We start from the raw sequence: 17,610 nt of genomic DNA, 5'->3' as shown, positions 1-17,610 counted from the left end.
GAGAGAAAATGGTAACGATCATTCAGGATGACGGTGGCGAAGTTTACGAGACGAAAGGCGGCATCAAAGTCAGCCGTCAGCGCCGTGCAGCCGACTACGCCAATGCGATCGACAACTATGTCGAAAAGCTTGATACCCAGCGTGGCGCGGTTTTCTCGTCCAACTACGAATATCCGGGTCGGTACACCCGTTGGGACACGGCGATCATCGACCCGCCGCTCGGTATTTCCTGCTTTGGTCGCAAGATGTGGATCGAGGCCTACAACGGCCGCGGCGAGGTACTGCTGTCCTTCATCACCGAGAAGCTGAAGGCGACCCCTGATCTGACGCTTGGTGCCTCCACGACACGCCGGCTTGATCTGACGATCAACGAACCGGACCGTGTCTTTACGGAAGAAGAACGTTCGAAAATCCCGACCGTCTTCACCGCGTTGCGGGCCATTGTCGATCTGTTCTATTCCAGTGCCGACTCGGCCATCGGCCTGTTCGGGGCCTTCGGTTACGATCTGGCGTTCCAGTTCGACGCGATCAAGCTGTCGCTTGCGCGCCCGGAAGACCAGCGCGATATGGTGCTGTTTCTCCCGGACGAAATTCTCGTTGTCGATCACTATTCCGCCAAAGCCTGGATTGATCGCTATGATTTCGAAAAGGGCGGGGTAACGACGGACGGCAAATCTTCGGACATTGCGCCGGAACCATTCAAGACGACCGATACCATTCCTCCGAAGGGAGACCATCGTCCCGGCGAATATGCAGAACTCGTGGTCAAGGCCAAGGAGAGCTTCCGTCGCGGCGATCTTTTCGAGGTCGTGCCTGGTCAGAAGTTCATGGAGCGTTGCGAGAGCAAGCCATCCGATATTTCTCGCCGCCTCAAGGCCATCAATCCGTCGCCTTATTCCTTCTTCATCAACCTTGGACATCAGGAATATCTGGTCGGCGCGTCGCCCGAGATGTTCGTCCGTGTCTCTGGCCGCCGCATTGAGACCTGCCCGATCTCGGGTACCATCAAGCGTGGTGACGATCCGATTGCCGATAGCGAGCAGATTCTCAAGCTCTTGAATTCGAAGAAGGATGAGTCTGAGCTGACGATGTGCTCGGACGTCGACCGCAACGACAAGAGCCGCGTTTGCGAACCGGGGTCGGTCAAGGTTATCGGCCGCCGCCAGATCGAGATGTATTCGCGTCTGATCCACACCGTCGACCACATTGAAGGTCGCCTTCGCGACGACATGGATGCTTTCGACGGTTTTCTCAGCCACGCCTGGGCGGTCACAGTGACAGGCGCACCGAAGCTCTGGGCGATGCGCTTTATCGAGAGCCACGAAAAGAGCCCGCGTGCCTGGTATGGCGGAGCGATCGGCATGGTTGGCTTCAACGGCGATATGAACACCGGCCTGACGTTGCGCACCATTCGTATAAAGGACGGTATTGCCGAGGTTCGCGCCGGTGCAACGCTTCTCAATGATTCCAATCCGCAGGAAGAGGAAGCCGAAACGGAACTGAAGGCATCGGCCATGATCGCCGCCATTCGCGATGCGAAAGCAACGAATTCGGCGTCCAGCAAACGCGATGCCGCCAAGGTTGGTCACGGTGTGAAGATCCTTCTCGTCGACCACGAAGACAGCTTCGTCCACACGCTCGCCAACTATTTCCGCCAGACCGGGGCGACGGTTTCGACCGTGCGCACGCCGGTTCCAGCCGAGGTGTTCGACCGCTTCCAGCCCGATCTCGTGGTGCTCTCGCCCGGACCAGGCAACCCGACCGACTTTGATTGTAAAGCGACGATCAAAGCCGCGCGTGCCCGCGATCTGCCGATCTTCGGTGTTTGCCTTGGCCTGCAGGCCTTGGCAGAAGCCTATGGTGGTGAACTTCGTCAGCTCGCTGTGCCAATGCACGGCAAGCCGTCACGTATTCGCGTTCTGGAGCCGGGTCTGGTGTTCTCCGGTCTTGGCAAAGAGGTCACTGTCGGCCGCTATCACTCGATCTTCGCTGATCCTGCTACCTTGCACCGTGATTTCATCATCACGGCGGAAAGCGAAGACGGCACGATCATGGGTATCGAACACGCCAAGGAGCCAGTCGCAGCGGTCCAGTTCCATCCGGAATCGATCATGACGCTTGGTCAGGACGCGGGAATGCGGATGATCGAAAACGTTGTGGCGCATCTGGCGCGCAAAGCGAAAACGAAGGCGGCTTGATCGCTTCAGATCGGCGGCCTCGCACAGATGTCGCCGATCAATCAGAATGCATGTATTCCGGTAAAGCTCCAATCGCACGAAAGAGCGCGCAGCCATGCAGCATCTCGACCACCTTCTTCTTGTTTATGCAGCCTACATCATTGCCGTTGCCAGCCCTGGTCCGAGCAACATGGCGATCATGGGCGTTGCCATGAGCCAGGGGCGTAAACCGGGCTTGATGCTTGCATTTGGCGTGATTACCGGCTCGCTGTCCTGGGCAGCACTCGCGGCGACAGGTCTTTCCGCCGTGCTTGCGACTTACGCGCATGCGTTATTCGTCATCAAGATCGCCGGTGGTCTCTATCTCCTTTATCTGGCATTCAAGTCCGCCCGCTCGGCCATGGCTCACCAGCCAGCCAAGGCGATGGTGGCAACGGACGTTACGGTGCCGGACTATCGGGCCCTTTACCGTCGCGGATTGCTATTGCACATCGCCAATCCGAAAGCCGTGCTCGGCTGGATTGCCATCATGTCGATCGGCCTTCAGCCTGGAGCGGATGCATCGACCCTCGCCGCTATCCTTGTCGGCTGCGGTGTTCTCGGCATTACCATCTTTTGCGGCTATGCCCTGTTGTTTTCAACCGCTCCGGCCATCCGCGTCTATCAGCGCAGCCGACGGTATATCGAAGGCGCTCTGGCGATGTTTTTCGGATTTGCAGGTATCCGGCTGTTGCTCAGCCGCGCTTGATACGGCTTTCCCCGATCGCTGAAATAGGTTAGAAAAGCGGCAGGTCGAATATAACCTGCCGCTCGCGCCCTTTGGGTATGGTGAATGTATTCAGTTGCGCTTTCTTGACGTCCATCGTTGATGAGCGAACGTGTCGGCAAGGCGAGCACTGACAAGGCTTTCGCTCGATACGAAAGGACAAGGCAGAGATGCGCAACTATCTCGACGCCAAGCTGATGGCGCGTGCACTGAAGTCGTCGCTGGAACAGGGCGGCACAACCATTTCCCATTCGCAGGCACTGGAAATCGTCGCTCGGCAATTCGATTGCGACAACTGGAATGTGCTTGCAGCAAAAATCGAAGAGTCGGAGCGAGGGGCGGGGATCGGTTTCGACCGCGTATCGCCGATCATCCGCATTTTCGATGAAGACAAGGCACGGGAGTTCTATGTCGGGTTCCTCGGCTTCACGATCGACTGGGAGCATCGCTTTGGTGAAAACTTCCCCCTCTACATGCAGGTTTCGCGTGCGGGCCTGAGCCTGCATCTGAGTGGCCATCACGGCGATGCAACGCCAGGCTCAAATGTGTTTGTCACGATGAAGGGTGTGCACGCCTTTCAAAAGGAACTGGCAGCGAAGCAATACACCTTCATGAAGCCGGGTGTAGAGAGCGAACCCTGGGGTGACGTGATGCAGGTCACCGACCCTTTCAGCAATCGCATTCGTTTTTGTGAGCAACGCGACTGAAAATGGCTGATTTCCGCCAGGTCTTGACCTTTGAAGCGGTTTGAACGATAGAAAGCCGATATCGAACCGCGCACACGGGGCCAACCCGTGTGCGCGGTTCGTTTCGTTTTGGCAGCCAGTCCTGCAATTCATTCGCATCCGCACGGGGACATTATGAACAGCGAAGGTAACGCACTCGTCAGGAAGCTCGCATTCTGGGGTATTCCGCTTTCAATCGGCGTATTGGGCCTAAAGCTTCTGGCATGGTGGGTCACGGGGTCGGTGGCGCTGCTTTCGGATGGTCTGGAATCGACGGTGAACGTGGTTGCGGCATTTGTTGCCTACTTCGTCATCCGCTATGCGCAAAAACCTGCCGATGACGATCATCAGTTCGGCCATCACAAGGCGGAGTACATGTCTGCCGTCCTGGAGGGGGTACTCATCGTCGTTGCCGCCCTTTTGATCGTGCAGGAGGCGTGGGGTGCGCTTTTCAATCCGCGCTTGCCGGAAGCACCTGTCCTTGGTCTTGCCATCAATGCTTTTGCCGGGGGTATCAACGCCGTCTGGGCGACTATTCTGATCCGCGTCGGCAAAAAATACGCGTCTCCCGCATTGAAGGCGGATGGGCATCACATCATGTCGGACGTCGTCACATCGGCCGGCGTTCTGATTGGTCTCGTTCTGGCCTTGCTGACCGGTTATGCTATCCTTGATCCGTTGCTTGCTGTCGTTGTCGCAATCAACATTCTGTTTCAAGGATCGAAAGTTATCCTGCATTCGCTGGGCGGTCTGATGGACCGAGCGGTCGAGCCGGAAGAAGACGAAGCCATCAAGAAGGCGATTGCCGACAATTGCGATGGTATTATCGGGGTGCACGACCTTAGAACCCGTCGTGCGGGCGCGGCCGCCTTTATCGATTTTCATGTCGTCGTGCCGGCGACCATGACGGTGCGGGAAGCGCATGATATTTGCGACCGCCTTGAAGATGCCATAAGGGACGTCATATCGGGCGCCAGCCTTGCCATTCACGTTGAGCCGGAAGGCGAAAAGGCCCACGGCGTCAAAGTCGTCTTATGAACCACAGGAGTTTTTTATGTCCGTGACGGATGTTTCCAGTCTTTCGCAGCTGGGCGCGAAAGTTGACACGCCAGAAAGCCCGGAAAAGGCCGTTCTCGAAAAAGTACCGAACGGCAATGCCGGTACCGATTACGTCGTGCGTTTTACCGCGCCGGAATTCACCTCGCTTTGCCCGATGACGGGTCAGCCGGATTTCGCCCACATTGTCATCGACTATATTCCGGGCGATTTTCTGGTGGAATCGAAGTCCCTGAAGCTCTTCCTGCAATCGTTCCGCAACCATGGTGCGTTCCACGAGGATTGCTCAGTCTACATCGCCAAGCGTCTTGTTGACCTGCTGCAGCCGAAATGGCTTCGCATCGGCGCTTACTGGTATCCGCGCGGCGGAATTCCGATCGACGTATTCTGGCAGACCGGCGCGGCCCCGGAAGGCGTCTGGTTACCGGATCAGGGTGTGGCGACGTATCGCGGTCGCGGCTGATCCGGCGCTGTACGGGCGTTGAAAAGTCGACGGTCGCTGCCTCTCATCGTGAGGCAGCGGTGCATGATCAGGCGACGGAACTGTCGTCGCCTGAATCAAAATCCGTGTCGTTATCGTCGTCGTAGTCGGCTTGTTGCAGATCGTCATTGTCGTTCTGCTGGTCAGCGTCGCTACCGTAGTAATTGTTGATGACGGTTTCTTCGACAGGCGCATTGCCTGCCGGATTGCCTCCGAAAGGTGATCCCAGGCCAAGCGACGACATATGGTTGCTGAAAAGTCCGCTGAGCGAATTTGCAAGTAACATTCCGCCCGCAACGCCCGCTGCGGTACCAAGCGCCCCTTGCAGGAAGCTGCCGCCGGAAGACCGTCCGAAACCAGACGTCTGTCCGCTCCATGGTCCACCCGCTTGCGGCTGTTCATTGGCACGGCCCCACGGCCCCGCCGTCTGACCAGCCGTATCGTTGCGATAGACTGCTGCCGGTTGTGGAGCCGGCGGCGACGTTTGCTGTTGACTGGTGCCGAAGATCGAACTCAGGAAACCGCCTTGCGTTCCCCGATGCTGGTCGGCGCTTCCCGTTTCCAGATCGCGAATGCGTTCTTCAAGTTGGCGAATATGGGCCGCTGCCGCTTCCAGCCCTTTTTCCTGCACGATGACGGCCTGGGCGAGATAATAGGGCGCGTCTGGTTGATCACGCACCTGATCGGCGATCCACGTTTCCGCCTCGCGGTCGCGCGGTGTTGCCGAGGCGGCTTTGGTCCTGTCGAAAAGGGCCTTGAGAAGTTGGGTTTCTTCCGGTGACATCTTGTGCCTCCTTACCGTGAAGCGAAAATCCACGATAAGGAAGTATGCTGCAATTCCGGCTTTTCAAAGCATCCGGAACTTTAAATTTCGGTAATGGTCTGGAGCATCCCAGGATGAGGCTTTGATCGTTAATACGACGTCTTTTCTGGAATGACCTTAGCCGCCGAAGACGAGCGAAAGGCCGGCAAGTGCTGTCAGGGCGCCGGCGGCACGGGCAGCGATGTTACCGAAACGGCCAATGCCAAGACCAAGGGCGATACCGGCGGCATGCAGGATTGCGGTTGCGATCATGAAGCCGATACCAAACTGCAACGCGCCCGCGCTGCCAAGTTCTCCGCCATGTGCATGGCCGTGAAAGAGGGCAAAAATGCCAACGACCGCCGCTGCTGCAGCGGTCGGAAGCTTGGCTGCCATGGCAACGAGCAGACCAAGGCCGATGACGGATGCCAGAATGGCAGGTTCTACGAATGGCAGATCGAGGCCGGATACGGCCAACAGGAAGCCGATTGCCATTGTGCCGACGAAAGCGGAGGGAACAATCCAGAGTGCTTTGCGGTCGTTTTGGGCAAACGCTATCTGTGACGCCCAGATGCCGACCGCGACCATTGCCAGAATATGGTCAGCGCCGAAGAACGGATGCGACACACCGGCCATGAAAGAGCCATGCTCTTCCGGGTTGAGGTGCGCGAAAGCGGGCAGGGTGGTCAAGCCAAGTGCGGCTGCGGTAAAGCTCAGTTTTTTGAGCATGGTTCCCTCTTTGATCTTTATCGCCGGCCAAGGAGCTTGGGGCATCTTTGAACCGGCAGGCAATGCAACATTGGCAACGATATCGTAACTGTGAAGAAATTGTCCATGCGTCATCTGCCGGTGCCGTTGTTTATTCTGTGGTCCGAAACCTTGCCTTTTTCGCTCATTGCCTTACGTAACAAGTCGCACTATGTCCGAAGGGCATGCATAGAATTACGCTGGAGAGCCGTTGATGAACGAAGACGAAGACGACAAGAGCAAGGAACTGCCGATCGGGAAGGAAACGGAAGCGAATCTTTTCAAATCGCGTTCGATCTTCATCTATGGCGGTATCACTCAGGAACTGGCGCAGAAAGTCTGCACGCAGCTCGTGGCTTTGGCTGCAGCCAGCGACGAAGACATTCGCGTTTACGTGAATTCGCCGGGTGGCCATGTCGAATCGGGTGACTCCATCCACGATATGATCAAGTTCATCAAGCCGAAGGTATACATCATCGGGACCGGTTGGGTCGCTTCCGCCGGTGCGCTGATTTACGTATCGGTTCCGAAAGAACGCCGCCTTTGCCTGCCGAACACCCGCTTCCTGTTGCACCAACCCTCTGGTGGCACGCGCGGCATGGCGTCCGACATCGAAATTCAGGCCCGCGAAATCATCAAGATGAACGAGCGCCTGAACAAGATTTTCTCCAAGGCAACCGGCCAGCCGGTCGAAAAAATTGCCAAGGATACCGACCGTGACTACTGGCTGTCCGCTGAGGAAGCCAAGGATTACGGCCTTGTCGGCAAGATCGTCGAGAACCAGTCAGAACTCTGAAAGCATCCGCTTTCCGGTTGAATACAAGCCCGCACTGCATTGCAGTGCGGGCTTTTGTTTTTGCTGGCGGACGAGACAGACTTCATTGAGCCGCTATGGCTTCTGCACACGAAGATTTCCATCATTCATGTGCGCGGTTTTGGTCTCGACGTAACCGCCTCACGGTGGTGTTATCGTTTTTCGCTCGAAAAATTTTTGTATTTGCGTGTAACAATGTCGGTCTGCTTTCGAATGAACCTGCAGAAAAGATGACAAGCACCGTTACGGAAGAGACCTTGAAGATGCTGATGCTGCGTTCCCTTGATGGGGACGAGGGCGCTTACAGGCATTTGCTCCATGCCCTTCGGACATTGCTGGTGGCCTATTATGGGCGACGCATGATCCCCGGCATCAAGGCCGATCTTGAAGATCTCGTGCAGGAAACGCTGTTGTCGCTGCATGCCCGTCGTGAGACCTATGATCGGACGCGGCCATTTACCGCCTGGTTCTTCTCGATCGCCCGCTACAAGCTTATCGATCATTATCGGGGCCGGGGCGGGCGGATGTTGGCCGAAGTTGAACTCGATGAGACGCTGGCGGCGGATTCGTCTGTGGATGCGGTGACGGCCCGCATGGATGTGGAAAGGTTGCTGGAAAGCCTGCCGCCGCAACAACGAGAGTTGATCCGCAATGTAAAACTTGAGGGGCAATCGATTGCCGATGCTGCCATCAAATCAGGTCAGACAGAGTTGGCGGCGCGCGTGGGTATTCACAGAACACTGAAGGCGTTGGCGCAGAAGTTGCGAGGAGAAACGTGAAAAAGACGGATGACATCATCGAGAGCCTGACGCGCGATCTTCAGTCTGTGCCTGCGCATGCCCTGGAGCGGCGGCTGGTGTTCGCGGTCTTTCCCGCCTTATGTGTCTCGTTGCTGCTGTTGCTCGTTTTTCTCGGTCTTCGAAGCGATATGATCGAAGCCCGGACCGAGTTGGCGTTCTGGATCAAGTCCGCTTACAACGCCCTGCTGGCCGCCATCGCTTTTGTTGCGTTCATACGTCTGTCCCGCCCGGACGGAGACCGGGGCTACTTTTTTGTCTGGGTATCGCTGGTTCTTGCCGCAATGGCCGCCATCGCGCTCGTACAATTGGGGTTTGCCGTCCCGGATGCTTATCGGACGCTGATTATCGGCTCGTCGGCACTGCATTGCCCGATCTTGATCGTGGCTTTTGCTTTGCCTGTTTTCCTCGCGAACCTTTCGGCGCTCAGGCGGGTTGCCGCCCCGGCCAGTCCCTGCCTCGCTGGTTTTGTCGGCGGCATTGCCGCCGGCGCATCGGGTGCCTGGGTCTATTCATGGTTCTGCACGGAAAATGGCATGCCTTTCGTGTTGATCTGGTATTCTCTCGGTATTTTCCTGACGGGCCTGATCGGAGCTTTTGCCGGCCGTCGCTTGCTGCGCTGGTAGGATGAGTACCCTTTCATTTCCAGTGCGGCTTGCCAGTGCCCGCTTTTTTTGATCTGCAGGTCAGACGAAAAATCCGAGTCCCGCCATGCTGAAAGATCTCTCCGTCCAGAGCCTGTTCATGGGTTGCCTGACCGCTTTTGTCGGTTTCGCCAGTTCCTTCGCCGTGGTGCTGCAGGGGCTGAAAGGTGTCGGTGCAACGGACTATGAGGCAGCATCCGCACTGATGGCGCTTTCTGTGGCCATGGGTCTTTGTGCCATCGTTCTGTCAGTCTCGACGAGACTGCCAATCAGCATAGCGTGGTCGACACCGGGGGCCGCACTTCTGGCCACCACCGGTGTGATCGATGGCGGCTTTCCCGCCGCCGTGGGCGCTTTCATCATCTGCGCTGTGCTCATCATCATTGCTGGACTTTTCAAGCCGCTTGGTCGGGCGGTGGCCTCGATCCCGGCGCCGCTTGCCAACGCCATGCTTTCTGGCGTGATCATTGGCCTGTGTTTTGCTCCTGTCAAAGCCATTGGTTTCAACCCGGCGCTCGGTCTGCCGATCATCCTTGCCTGGATCATTGTTGGGGCTTTCAAGCGGCTTTATGCCGTCCCGGCTGCACTCGCCGCCTTCGTTCTGGTGATGGTTTTCGGTGTGGAGATCCCGGCAGGTGCACTCGACAGCCTGGCACAGTCGCTGGCGCCGCCGATAGAGTGGGTGACGCCGATTTTCAATCTGCAGGCGGTCATTTCGATTGCGCTGCCGTTGTTCATCGTCACTATGGCATCGCAGAACATTCCCGGTATCGCCGTCCTGAAAGTCAATCACTACGATCCGCAACCTGGACCGTTGTTTGCGACCACCGGCCTGTTTTCCCTGCTATCGGCGCCTTTCGGTGGCCACGCTGTCAATCTTGCGGCCATTACCGCCGCCATGTGCGCGGGCGAGGATGCCCATGCCGATCCGAAGCGACGGTACTGGGCGGCGATTATTGCGGGCATCGGTTACATCATCCTTGGCCTCTTGGCTGGTGTGGTGACGGCATTCGTGGCACTTGCTCCGCCCATTCTCATTCAAGCCGTTGCCGGCCTTGCACTGGTTGGTGCTTTTTCCGGTTCGGCGGTTGCCGCCTTCAAGGATGCCGAGACGCGTGAGGCGGCTGCCATCACTTTCCTGATTACCGCTTCCGGCCTGTCTTTCGCGGGGATCTCCGGTGCTTTCTGGGGCCTGCTCGGGGGAGGGTTGATGATGGCTCTGACCGGCTTCGTGAAACGAATGAAAAATTAAACTTGCTCTTGCAACAGAATATTTCGCCGCTTATAAGCTCAGGCATGACCAATTGCATCGCAACCTTTTTCGGCATGAAGGCGCAGATTTCTGCGAACGCTTCGCCATGCGGTGCACTCTCGCTTCTTAGCCTCGACCTTACACGCGGTTGCCGGGTCCAGTGAGGAGCGCCCGGCGGCCGAAAGCCCGCTGGTGCGAACGCTCCTCAACTCGAAATCTCATTTGATATGATTTAGGCCCGTAAGGGGTACGCATCCGCCGATAGCCGACGAGCATCGTGGACGCGGAAGGAGCAAAGACAATGGACGCCAAGACCAACACCGTTTCCAAGGGTATGCCGGACGCGAACGTAAAGTATCGCCCTTATCCGACCATCAACATTCCCGACCGTACCTGGCCTTCCAACACCATCACCAAGGCGCCCGTCTGGTGTTCGGTGGACTTGCGCGACGGCAACCAGTCGCTCGTCAATCCGATGGGACATGATCGCAAGGCGCGCATGTTCAAGCTGCTGCTGGATATGGGGTTCAAGGAAATCGAGATCGGATTTCCGTCCGCCTCGCAGACTGACTTCGATTTTGCCCGCTGGTGCGTGGAAGAAGGCAATGTTCCGGATGACGTGTCCCTGCAGGTTCTGGTGCAGTGCCGTCCTGAACTGATCACCCGCACCTTCGAGGCGCTGGAAGGTGCGAAAAATCCGATCATCCACTTCTACAACTCCACCAGTGAGTTGCAGCGCCGTGTCGTGTTCGGCAAGGATGTTGCCGGTATCAAGCAGATCGCCGTCGATGCCGCCAAGATGATTACCGATATGGCGGCCAAGGCCGGCGGTGGTTATCGCTTCGAATATTCGCCGGAAAGCTTCACCGGCACGGAGCTGGACGTGGCTCTGGAGATCTGCAACGCCGTGATCGCCGAGATAAAGCCGACGGCCGACAACAAACTCATCCTGAACCTGCCGTCCACCGTGGAGATGGCGACACCGAACATCTATGCCGACCAGATCGAGTGGATGTGCCGCAACATCGACAACCGCGAAAATGTCATCATCTCCCTGCATCCGCACAACGACCGCGGCACGGGCATCGCTGCAACAGAATTGGCTCTGATGGCGGGTGCTGACCGTGTGGAAGGCACGCTGTTCGGCAACGGCGAGCGTACCGGCAATGTGGACGTTGTGACACTGGCATTGAACATGTACACGCAGGGCATCGATCCGGGCCTGGATTGCCGTGATATCGAGCGTATCAAGTCCGTCTATGAATATTCCAACGAAATGACGATCCCGGAACGTCACCCTTACGTCGGCGAGTTGGTCTATACGGCGTTTTCCGGTTCGCATCAGGACGCGATCAACAAGGGCATGAAGGCCATCAAGGTTGCCAATCATCCGGTATGGGAAGTGCCCTACCTGCCGATCGACCCGAAGGATGTCGGTCGTTCCTATGAGGCGATCATCCGCATCAACTCGCAGTCTGGCAAGGGTGGCATCGCCTATATTCTCCAGCAGGACTACGGCTTGAACCTGCCGCGCAACCTGCAGGTCGAGTTCCGCGAAGACATCCAGCGCATTACCGACGAAGAAGGTGTGGAACTGCCCGCCAAGCGTATCCATGAGCGTTTCATGGAACGTTACGTCACGCAGCCCAATGCACGTCTGAAATTCGTGGATCACCACACTTATCCGGCAGGTGATTTCAAGGGTGTGCGCGTCGTCGCAGCAGAAATTACCGACAATGGCGAGGTCAAGCGTATCGAGGGCAAAGGTACTGGTCCGATTGATGGCTTCATCAACGCGCTGTCGGTCTACCTCGGCATCGACCTGTCGGTAAATGACTACTCCGAACATTCCCTGCAGCACGGTTCCAACGCGTCGGCAATCGCCTATGTCGAAATGGAGCACCCTGGCGGAAAACTGTTCGGTGCTGGTGTTAACACCAACATCGTTGGCGCTTCGCTGGAGGCCATCGTATCCGCTGCCAACCGCGTTCTGGAAGAGCGGGCGAAGTAACAGCCGATCCAGTCCTTTACGGGGCTTCGACATCATCCTCGCCGCTGAGGCGAGGATGACAAATGTGATGCTGTCAGAGCTGCATGACGGCCCTGGCTGATGTCAGTCGCGATCCAGCCGGGTAAAGCCCAGCGGGCGACCGTTTTCGTAAAAAACGCGAACATCTTCCAGCTCAACTCCGGTTGCGGCTTCGTTGAGACTGTGGCGCTCACAGGTTACGTTCCACGCCCCGGCTTCACCCGTAATGTTAAAGAGATTGTAGGCTGCACGCGGTTTTTCGCCACCTGGGCCCTGGCTTGCAGACGCGATCCCGACAACGGGAATATGGTCGCGGCCATGGTGGGTGTTCAGCCAGTAGACCGTGTTGAGATGGGTATGACCGTGAAGCACGAGTTCTGCGCCGCCGACACCGAGCGCGCCTGCAAACCGGCGAATGCCGATCATGCGCTTGTGGGTTGCCGCAGCTCCGCGGATCGGTGGATGATGGATCATCACGACGCGAAACAAGCCCATCTCGCCGGCCTTTTTCAGAAGGTCTGCTGTGGCACGGGCCTGCCTGTTGCCGAAATATCCCGTCGCGGAAAATGGTGGTGTTGCAATCGAGGTAGAGCAGCCGATGAGTGCGACAGGTCCGCGGACGCGCATATAAGGGAAAATCTTGCGATCCTCGTCCCATTCGTCGGGATCGCCATCACCGCGCACATAGGGGTACCAGGCATGCATGGCCTTGTCGTGTGCACCTGAGACATAGGCGTCGTGGTTGCCGGGAACGACCGAGGTTGTTTCTGGCGTGCCAACCTCTTCGAGCCAGTCGGCGGCGGCGCGGATTTCGATGCCGGTGGCGAGATTGACGAGGTCACCGGTAATCGCCAGATGATCAGGCGCTTTCGTCTCGAGATCATCAAGCAGTTTTTCCAACGTATCGGTGAAAAGATGCTTGCGGCGATTGCGATGCCAGTTAACAAAACCGGTGATGCGTTTTGATGCCAGTTCCCGGAAAGTAAGCTTCGGCAACGGGCCGAGATGTATGTCTGAAATATGCGCGAGTTTGAACATGGCGGCAGAGATACCCTATGATATGCAGCGCGTCCAATGAAAGCCTGACGCCGGAGAAGAGCGCGAGTGAACCAAGAAACAATGCCCCGTGATACGCGGCCGTTCCATTCACGGGTGTTGATACGCCTGCTTCATTTCATTTTTCTATTCACCCGCGGTGCAACCGTTGGTGTCAGGGCCGCGTGCTACGATGAGGAGGGGCGGATTTTTCTCGTCAGGCACTCTTATCTGCCTGGTTGGTACCTGCCCGGCGGCGGCGTTGAACGCGGTGAGACGGTGGCGATGGCGCTTCACAAGGAAATCCGTGAAGAGGGAAATCTCAAGGCTGTCTCAAGCCCCGAGCTGGTGCATCTCTACCTCAACACGGAAGGGAGTAACCGCGACCATGTGGTTCTCTATCGTTTGCAGGTCGAGCAGACCGCGCCGAAGAAACCGGATCACGAGATCGTCGAAAGCGGTTTTTTCGCACTGTCGGAATTGCCTGACGGTGTAACGCCTGCCACTCGCCGTCGCCTTGCGGAGCTCGCAGGCGAGGCGGCGTTCAGCGATTACTGGTAATCAGCCAAGACTGTGCCGCTCACGCGGCGTATTCAGATCCAGTTCCGGTCCGACGGGAACGATCCCTGTCGGATTGATGGTGCGGTGGCTGCGGTAATAATGCTCCTTGATGTGGCGCATCTCAACCGTCTCTGGCACGCCCGGCGTGCGGTAGAGGTCACGCAGATAGCCCGTCAGGTTCGGATAGTCGTGGATGCGGTGTATGTTGCACTTGAAGTGGCCGACATAGACAGGATCGAAACGGACGAGTGTAGTGAACAGCCGCCAGTCCGCTTCGGTCTGGCTTGAGCCGAACAGGAAGCGACGGTCTCTCAGGCGCTCCTCCAGCAGATCGAGTGTCTCGAACACCTTCACAACGCTTTCCTGATAAGCCTCCTGCGTAGTGGCGAAGCCGGCCTTGTAGACGCCGTTATTGACGGTGTCGTAGATCAGGGCGTTCAGCGCATCTATGTCTTCGCGCTGTGCTTTGGGGTAAAAATCCGCAGTATTGCCCGTCAGCCCGTCGAAGGCACTGTTGAACATGCGGATGATCTCTGCGGATTCATTGGAAACGATCGTTTCAGTCTGTTTATCCCACAGTACGGGAACGGTGACGCGACCGGAATATTTGGGATCGGCCTTGGTGTAGAGTTGCGAGAGCGCTGAAAAACCAAAGAGATGGTCTGGCGTGGCGCCGGGTGTGCGAGTGCTCTCGGGTTTGAATTCCCAACCTTTTTCCAGCATCAGCGGGTCGACGACTGAAACAGAAATGAGATCTTCAAGCGACTTCAATTTGCGGAAGATCAGGGTACGGTGTGCCCACGGGCATGCGAAAGAAACGTAGAGGTGATAGCGGCCGGCCTCAGCCTTGAAGCCGCCGTGGCCGGAGGGACCTGGAGCACCGTCCGCCGTGACCCAGTTACGGAACTGCGAAGCGCTGCGCTTGAAGTGCCCCTTGGTTTCCTTGGTGTCGTACCAGACGTCCTGCCATACGCCTTCCACCAACATGCCCATGATTGTCTCCTTGTACGTTTCCTCACGCCAATCTTAGCCGTTTCAACCAGAATGTGCATCCGTGCCACGGTGAACAATGCGTTTCCGCATCATTGTCGGAGAATGGATCACTTGTCATATTTGTTCTGGACGATCGGAAATTTTCCTGATAATTGCGATTTTCATAATTCTGAGGAAATTATCGACCATGATCGAAACACGGATGCTCCGACGACGCTGACGCTCCTGAACGCCTTAACCGGCGCAGCCGTCATCTATTGTCGTATCAGCATTCTGGAAGTTTCGGTCTCTTCATGTCCAAACACGAACTGGTCTACCTCACCGAGGACGCGTCGCACGACGCCATCATCGAAATCATCAACGAAGAAGCTTTTGGCCCGGGCCGTCACACACGGGCTGCTGCGCGTATTCGTGAGCAGGGTCCACATGACCGGGTGCTGTCTTTCATCTGCGCCGATGATGGTGAAACGATCGCTTCGGTGCGGATGACACCTGTTCTTGCCGGCCAAGTGAAAGGCCACATGCTTGGGCCTCTTGCTGTACGGCCGTCGCACAAGAACATGGGTATTGGACGGGAGCTGGTGCGGATTGCCATTGCTGCGGCGAAACGCAAGGGTTCTGAAGCGGTTATCCTGATTGGTGACCCGCCGTATTACATGCCGCTCGGTTTCGAAAAGGTCGCTTACGCCGCCTTGGATTTCCCCGGACCTGTCGATCCCAACAGGGTGCTGGTCGTGCCGCTTGGCACGGATGTGCACCAGCGGTTGAAGGGCAAGATTGGCTGGCGCAAGTGTGATGCCGTCATGGCAGAGTCCGAGACGGACAGCGAAGCCTTCGAAGAGCCGCTGCGGGCTTACGCCTGAACGTAAATCTCAGTCCCTGTACTTGACCGTTCACCAACCGCAACCTAGCAATCTGATGTCGATTTCGGCGAGGGGAGCAGGATGACGGCGATCACAATGAATGAGGCGCTGGAGCGGGCGGGAGCAGGTTCGTATCAGCGGCGGTTGATGGGCATCTTTGGCCTCGTCTGGACGGCGGATGCCATGCAGGTTCTGGCGGTCGGGTTTACTGCGGCCTCCATTGCAGCAACTTTTGGTTTGACTGTTCCGCAGGCGTTGCAGACCGGTACAGCGTTTTTTCTTGGCATGCTGATTGGCGCGGCCGTTTTCGGGCGCCTGGCCGATCGTTACGGCCGTCGCCGGGTTCTGATCGTCACGGTGGCATGCGATGCCGTGTTCGGTCTATTGTCTGCCTTCTCACCGGATTTCACCATTCTGCTGGTGCTACGCTTTTTGACCGGCGCTGCCGTTGGCGGCACCTTGCCGGTGGATTACGCGATGATGGCCGAATTCCTGCCAGCGAAAAATCGCGGCCGCTGGCTTGTTCTGCTCGAAGGGTTCTGGGCCATCGGCACGCTGATCGTTGCCCTGGCTGCTTGGGCTGCGAGCCTGGCTGGCGTCCTTGATGCCTGGCGTTACATTTTCGTGGTGACGGCCGTTCCGGCGATTTTGGGTTTTGGTTTGCGATTTCTGGTTCCCGAATCACCGCTTTACCTGTTGCGAAGCGGCCGCCTGGATGAGGCGAAAGAGGTGGTGAACCGGATGCTCGAGGCAAACGGCAAGCCGCTTCTGGACTTTGGAACGCGTCTTGTCCAACCGGAGGCGGTAAAGGGCCAAGGTGTCTTTTCGCCCGCGCTGAGGCAACGCAGCATCATGATCCTGGCGATCTGGTTTCTTGTCTCCGTCTCTTATTACGGCATCTTTACATGGATGCCGGCACGTCTTGCTGGCGATGGCTTCGGTTTCGTGCGGGGGTATGGGTTCCTTGTGCTGGTGGCTCTGGCGCAGATCCCCGGTTATGCGCTTGCCGCTTATGGTGTCGAAAAATGGGGACGCAAACCGACTCTCATCGGCTTCTGCCTGCTTTCCGCACTCGGCTGCCTGTTGTTTACGGTAGCACCCAGCAGCCTGATGGTCGGTGCTTCACTGCTTATCATGAGTTTTGCTCTGCTTGGCACGTGGGGAGCACTCTACGCTTATACGCCGGAGCTCTATCCGACCGAATCCCGCGCCACCGGCATGGGGGCGGCTGGAGCCATGGCGCGCCTTGGCGGGCTTATGGCGCCCTCGATCCTTGGCTATGCCATTGCACAGGGCTTCGGGTTTGCTGTGGGGATTTTTGCGGGGCTTCTGGTCTTGGCAGCAATCGCAGCAACAAGGATCAATGCCGAAACGCGACGCACAGCGCTCGCATAAGCTGCGCTCCGCGAGATCACCTAGAACCGCTTTTCAAGCCAGGTAATCGACTGGCCACTGGAAAGCGGTGAGAGCGCACCGATCCTGCTGAAACCCGAGCGCTCGTAGAGCCTGAGAGCGTCGGGATTCATTGTGTCGATGTAAGCACCTATACAACCACGGTTTTTTGCCTCTTCCTCGGCCATGGCGAGAAGTTTGGGACCTGTTCCCTGTCCGCGCATATCTTCGGGCACGAACAGCAACTGCACATAAAGCCAGCCGCGACCGGTGTACCCAACGAGGCCGCCAGTTACGGTGCCGTCATCGTTGCGGATGGTGATGAGGAGTTCACGCCGATCACTCTCGCCAAAACGGGCGACATTATATGCCACCAGCGGGTCACGAATCGCCTTTTCGGCTTCCGCATCCGCGACGTCGCTCAAGATAAAATCCATTTTCGGCCTTCCGTGGAATTGTCTTCACGGAAGAGGAAA

General features: G+C 57.3%; 18 protein-coding genes. 13 read left to right on the top strand and 5 right to left on the bottom strand.

All coding sequences use genetic code 11. The features are described from left to right. Positions 1 to 8: 8 nt before the first annotated feature. From FY156_12210 to queF, 5 genes are all read left to right on the top strand, one after another. The gene (locus FY156_12210; protein UXS02171.1) at positions 9 to 2,198 is read left to right on the top strand and encodes an anthranilate synthase; all 2,190 of its coding nucleotides are present in this window, start codon (positions 9 to 11) and stop codon (positions 2,196 to 2,198) included. 94 nt (positions 2,199 to 2,292) lie between these two features. Next, positions 2,293 to 2,925, top strand: coding sequence for a LysE family translocator (locus FY156_12205; protein UXS02170.1), 633 nt, complete (start codon positions 2,293 to 2,295; stop codon positions 2,923 to 2,925). A gap of 188 nt (positions 2,926 to 3,113) precedes the next feature. Then, complete coding sequence (locus tag FY156_12200; protein ID UXS02169.1) at positions 3,114 to 3,650, top strand: VOC family protein; 537 nt, start codon at positions 3,114 to 3,116, stop codon at positions 3,648 to 3,650. A 153-nt stretch (positions 3,651 to 3,803) separates the two neighbouring features. After that, positions 3,804 to 4,706 (top strand): cation transporter, encoded by a 903-nt coding sequence (locus FY156_12195; GenBank protein ID UXS02168.1) that lies wholly within the window; start codon positions 3,804 to 3,806, stop codon positions 4,704 to 4,706. Between the two features lie 16 nt (positions 4,707 to 4,722). Then, positions 4,723 to 5,187: an NADPH-dependent 7-cyano-7-deazaguanine reductase QueF gene (gene queF, locus FY156_12190; protein UXS02167.1), complete on the top strand. Its 465-nt coding sequence runs from the start codon at positions 4,723 to 4,725 to the stop codon at positions 5,185 to 5,187. A gap of 67 nt (positions 5,188 to 5,254) precedes the next feature. Here queF and FY156_12185 read toward each other — a convergent pair whose 3' ends face one another. Together FY156_12185 and FY156_12180 are read right to left on the bottom strand one after the other, a co-directional pair. Continuing rightward, a complete protein-coding gene (locus FY156_12185) occupies positions 5,255 to 5,989 on the bottom strand; it encodes a DUF2076 domain-containing protein (protein ID UXS02166.1) in 735 nt (244 codons plus the stop codon). 156 nt (positions 5,990 to 6,145) lie between these two features. Beyond that, on the bottom strand, positions 6,146 to 6,736 hold the full coding sequence (locus FY156_12180) for a HupE/UreJ family protein (protein UXS02165.1): 591 nt from the start codon (positions 6,734 to 6,736) through the stop codon (positions 6,146 to 6,148). Positions 6,737 to 6,968: 232 nt separating this feature from the next. On the opposite strand from FY156_12180, the gene FY156_12175 reads away from it, so the two are divergent. The 5 genes from FY156_12175 (at position 6,969) to leuA (ending at position 12,272) form a co-directional block, all read left to right on the top strand. Further along, a complete protein-coding gene (locus FY156_12175; GenBank protein UXS02164.1) occupies positions 6,969 to 7,550 on the top strand; it encodes an ATP-dependent Clp protease proteolytic subunit in 582 nt (193 codons plus the stop codon). 281 nt (positions 7,551 to 7,831) lie between these two features. After that, positions 7,832 to 8,347 carry a sigma-70 family RNA polymerase sigma factor gene (locus tag FY156_12170; protein UXS03133.1) on the top strand — a complete coding sequence of 172 codons (516 nt, stop codon included), beginning with the start codon at positions 7,832 to 7,834 and terminating at the stop codon, positions 8,345 to 8,347. After that, a complete protein-coding gene (locus FY156_12165) occupies positions 8,344 to 8,991 on the top strand; it encodes a DUF1109 family protein (GenBank protein ID UXS02163.1) in 648 nt (215 codons plus the stop codon). The genes FY156_12170 and FY156_12165 overlap by 4 nt, the downstream gene beginning before the upstream one ends. Before the next feature lie 85 nt (positions 8,992 to 9,076). Further along, positions 9,077 to 10,261, top strand: coding sequence for a benzoate/H(+) symporter BenE family transporter (gene benE / locus FY156_12160; protein UXS02162.1), 1,185 nt, complete (start codon positions 9,077 to 9,079; stop codon positions 10,259 to 10,261). A gap of 301 nt (positions 10,262 to 10,562) precedes the next feature. Continuing rightward, positions 10,563 to 12,272 carry a 2-isopropylmalate synthase gene (gene leuA, locus FY156_12155; protein UXS02161.1) on the top strand — a complete coding sequence of 570 codons (1,710 nt, stop codon included), beginning with the start codon at positions 10,563 to 10,565 and terminating at the stop codon, positions 12,270 to 12,272. A gap of 102 nt (positions 12,273 to 12,374) precedes the next feature. On the opposite strand, the gene FY156_12150 is transcribed toward leuA, so the two are convergent. Next, positions 12,375 to 13,328 carry a metallophosphoesterase gene (locus FY156_12150; protein ID UXS02160.1) on the bottom strand — a complete coding sequence of 318 codons (954 nt, stop codon included), beginning with the start codon at positions 13,326 to 13,328 and terminating at the stop codon, positions 12,375 to 12,377. A gap of 81 nt (positions 13,329 to 13,409) precedes the next feature. Here FY156_12150 and FY156_12145 point away from each other — a divergent pair, with 81 nt between their 5' ends. After that, the gene (locus FY156_12145) at positions 13,410 to 13,886 is read left to right on the top strand and encodes an NUDIX domain-containing protein (GenBank protein ID UXS03132.1); all 477 of its coding nucleotides are present in this window, start codon (positions 13,410 to 13,412) and stop codon (positions 13,884 to 13,886) included. Here the strand turns inward: FY156_12145 and FY156_12140 are convergent, their stop codons facing one another. Beyond that, complete coding sequence (locus tag FY156_12140) at positions 13,887 to 14,879, bottom strand: glutathione S-transferase family protein (GenBank protein ID UXS02159.1); 993 nt, start codon at positions 14,877 to 14,879, stop codon at positions 13,887 to 13,889. A 293-nt stretch (positions 14,880 to 15,172) separates the two neighbouring features. Between FY156_12140 and FY156_12135 the strand changes: the two genes are divergently transcribed. Together FY156_12135 and FY156_12130 are read left to right on the top strand one after the other, a co-directional pair. Further along, complete coding sequence (locus FY156_12135; protein ID UXS02158.1) at positions 15,173 to 15,742, top strand: N-acetyltransferase; 570 nt, start codon at positions 15,173 to 15,175, stop codon at positions 15,740 to 15,742. Positions 15,743 to 15,823: 81 nt separating this feature from the next. Continuing rightward, the gene (locus FY156_12130; protein ID UXS02157.1) at positions 15,824 to 17,137 is read left to right on the top strand and encodes an MFS transporter; all 1,314 of its coding nucleotides are present in this window, start codon (positions 15,824 to 15,826) and stop codon (positions 17,135 to 17,137) included. Between the two features lie 20 nt (positions 17,138 to 17,157). Here FY156_12130 and FY156_12125 read toward each other — a convergent pair whose 3' ends face one another. Then, the gene (locus FY156_12125) at positions 17,158 to 17,571 is read right to left on the bottom strand and encodes a GNAT family N-acetyltransferase (GenBank protein UXS02156.1); all 414 of its coding nucleotides are present in this window, start codon (positions 17,569 to 17,571) and stop codon (positions 17,158 to 17,160) included. Between the last annotated feature and the right edge of the window lie 39 nt (positions 17,572 to 17,610).

This window comes from Agrobacterium tumefaciens, assembly GCA_025559845.1.
Lineage (GTDB): Bacteria > Pseudomonadota > Alphaproteobacteria > Rhizobiales > Rhizobiaceae > Agrobacterium.
Note: the sequence above shows the minus strand (reverse complement) of the source record. Positions and strands in the feature narration are given on the sequence as shown.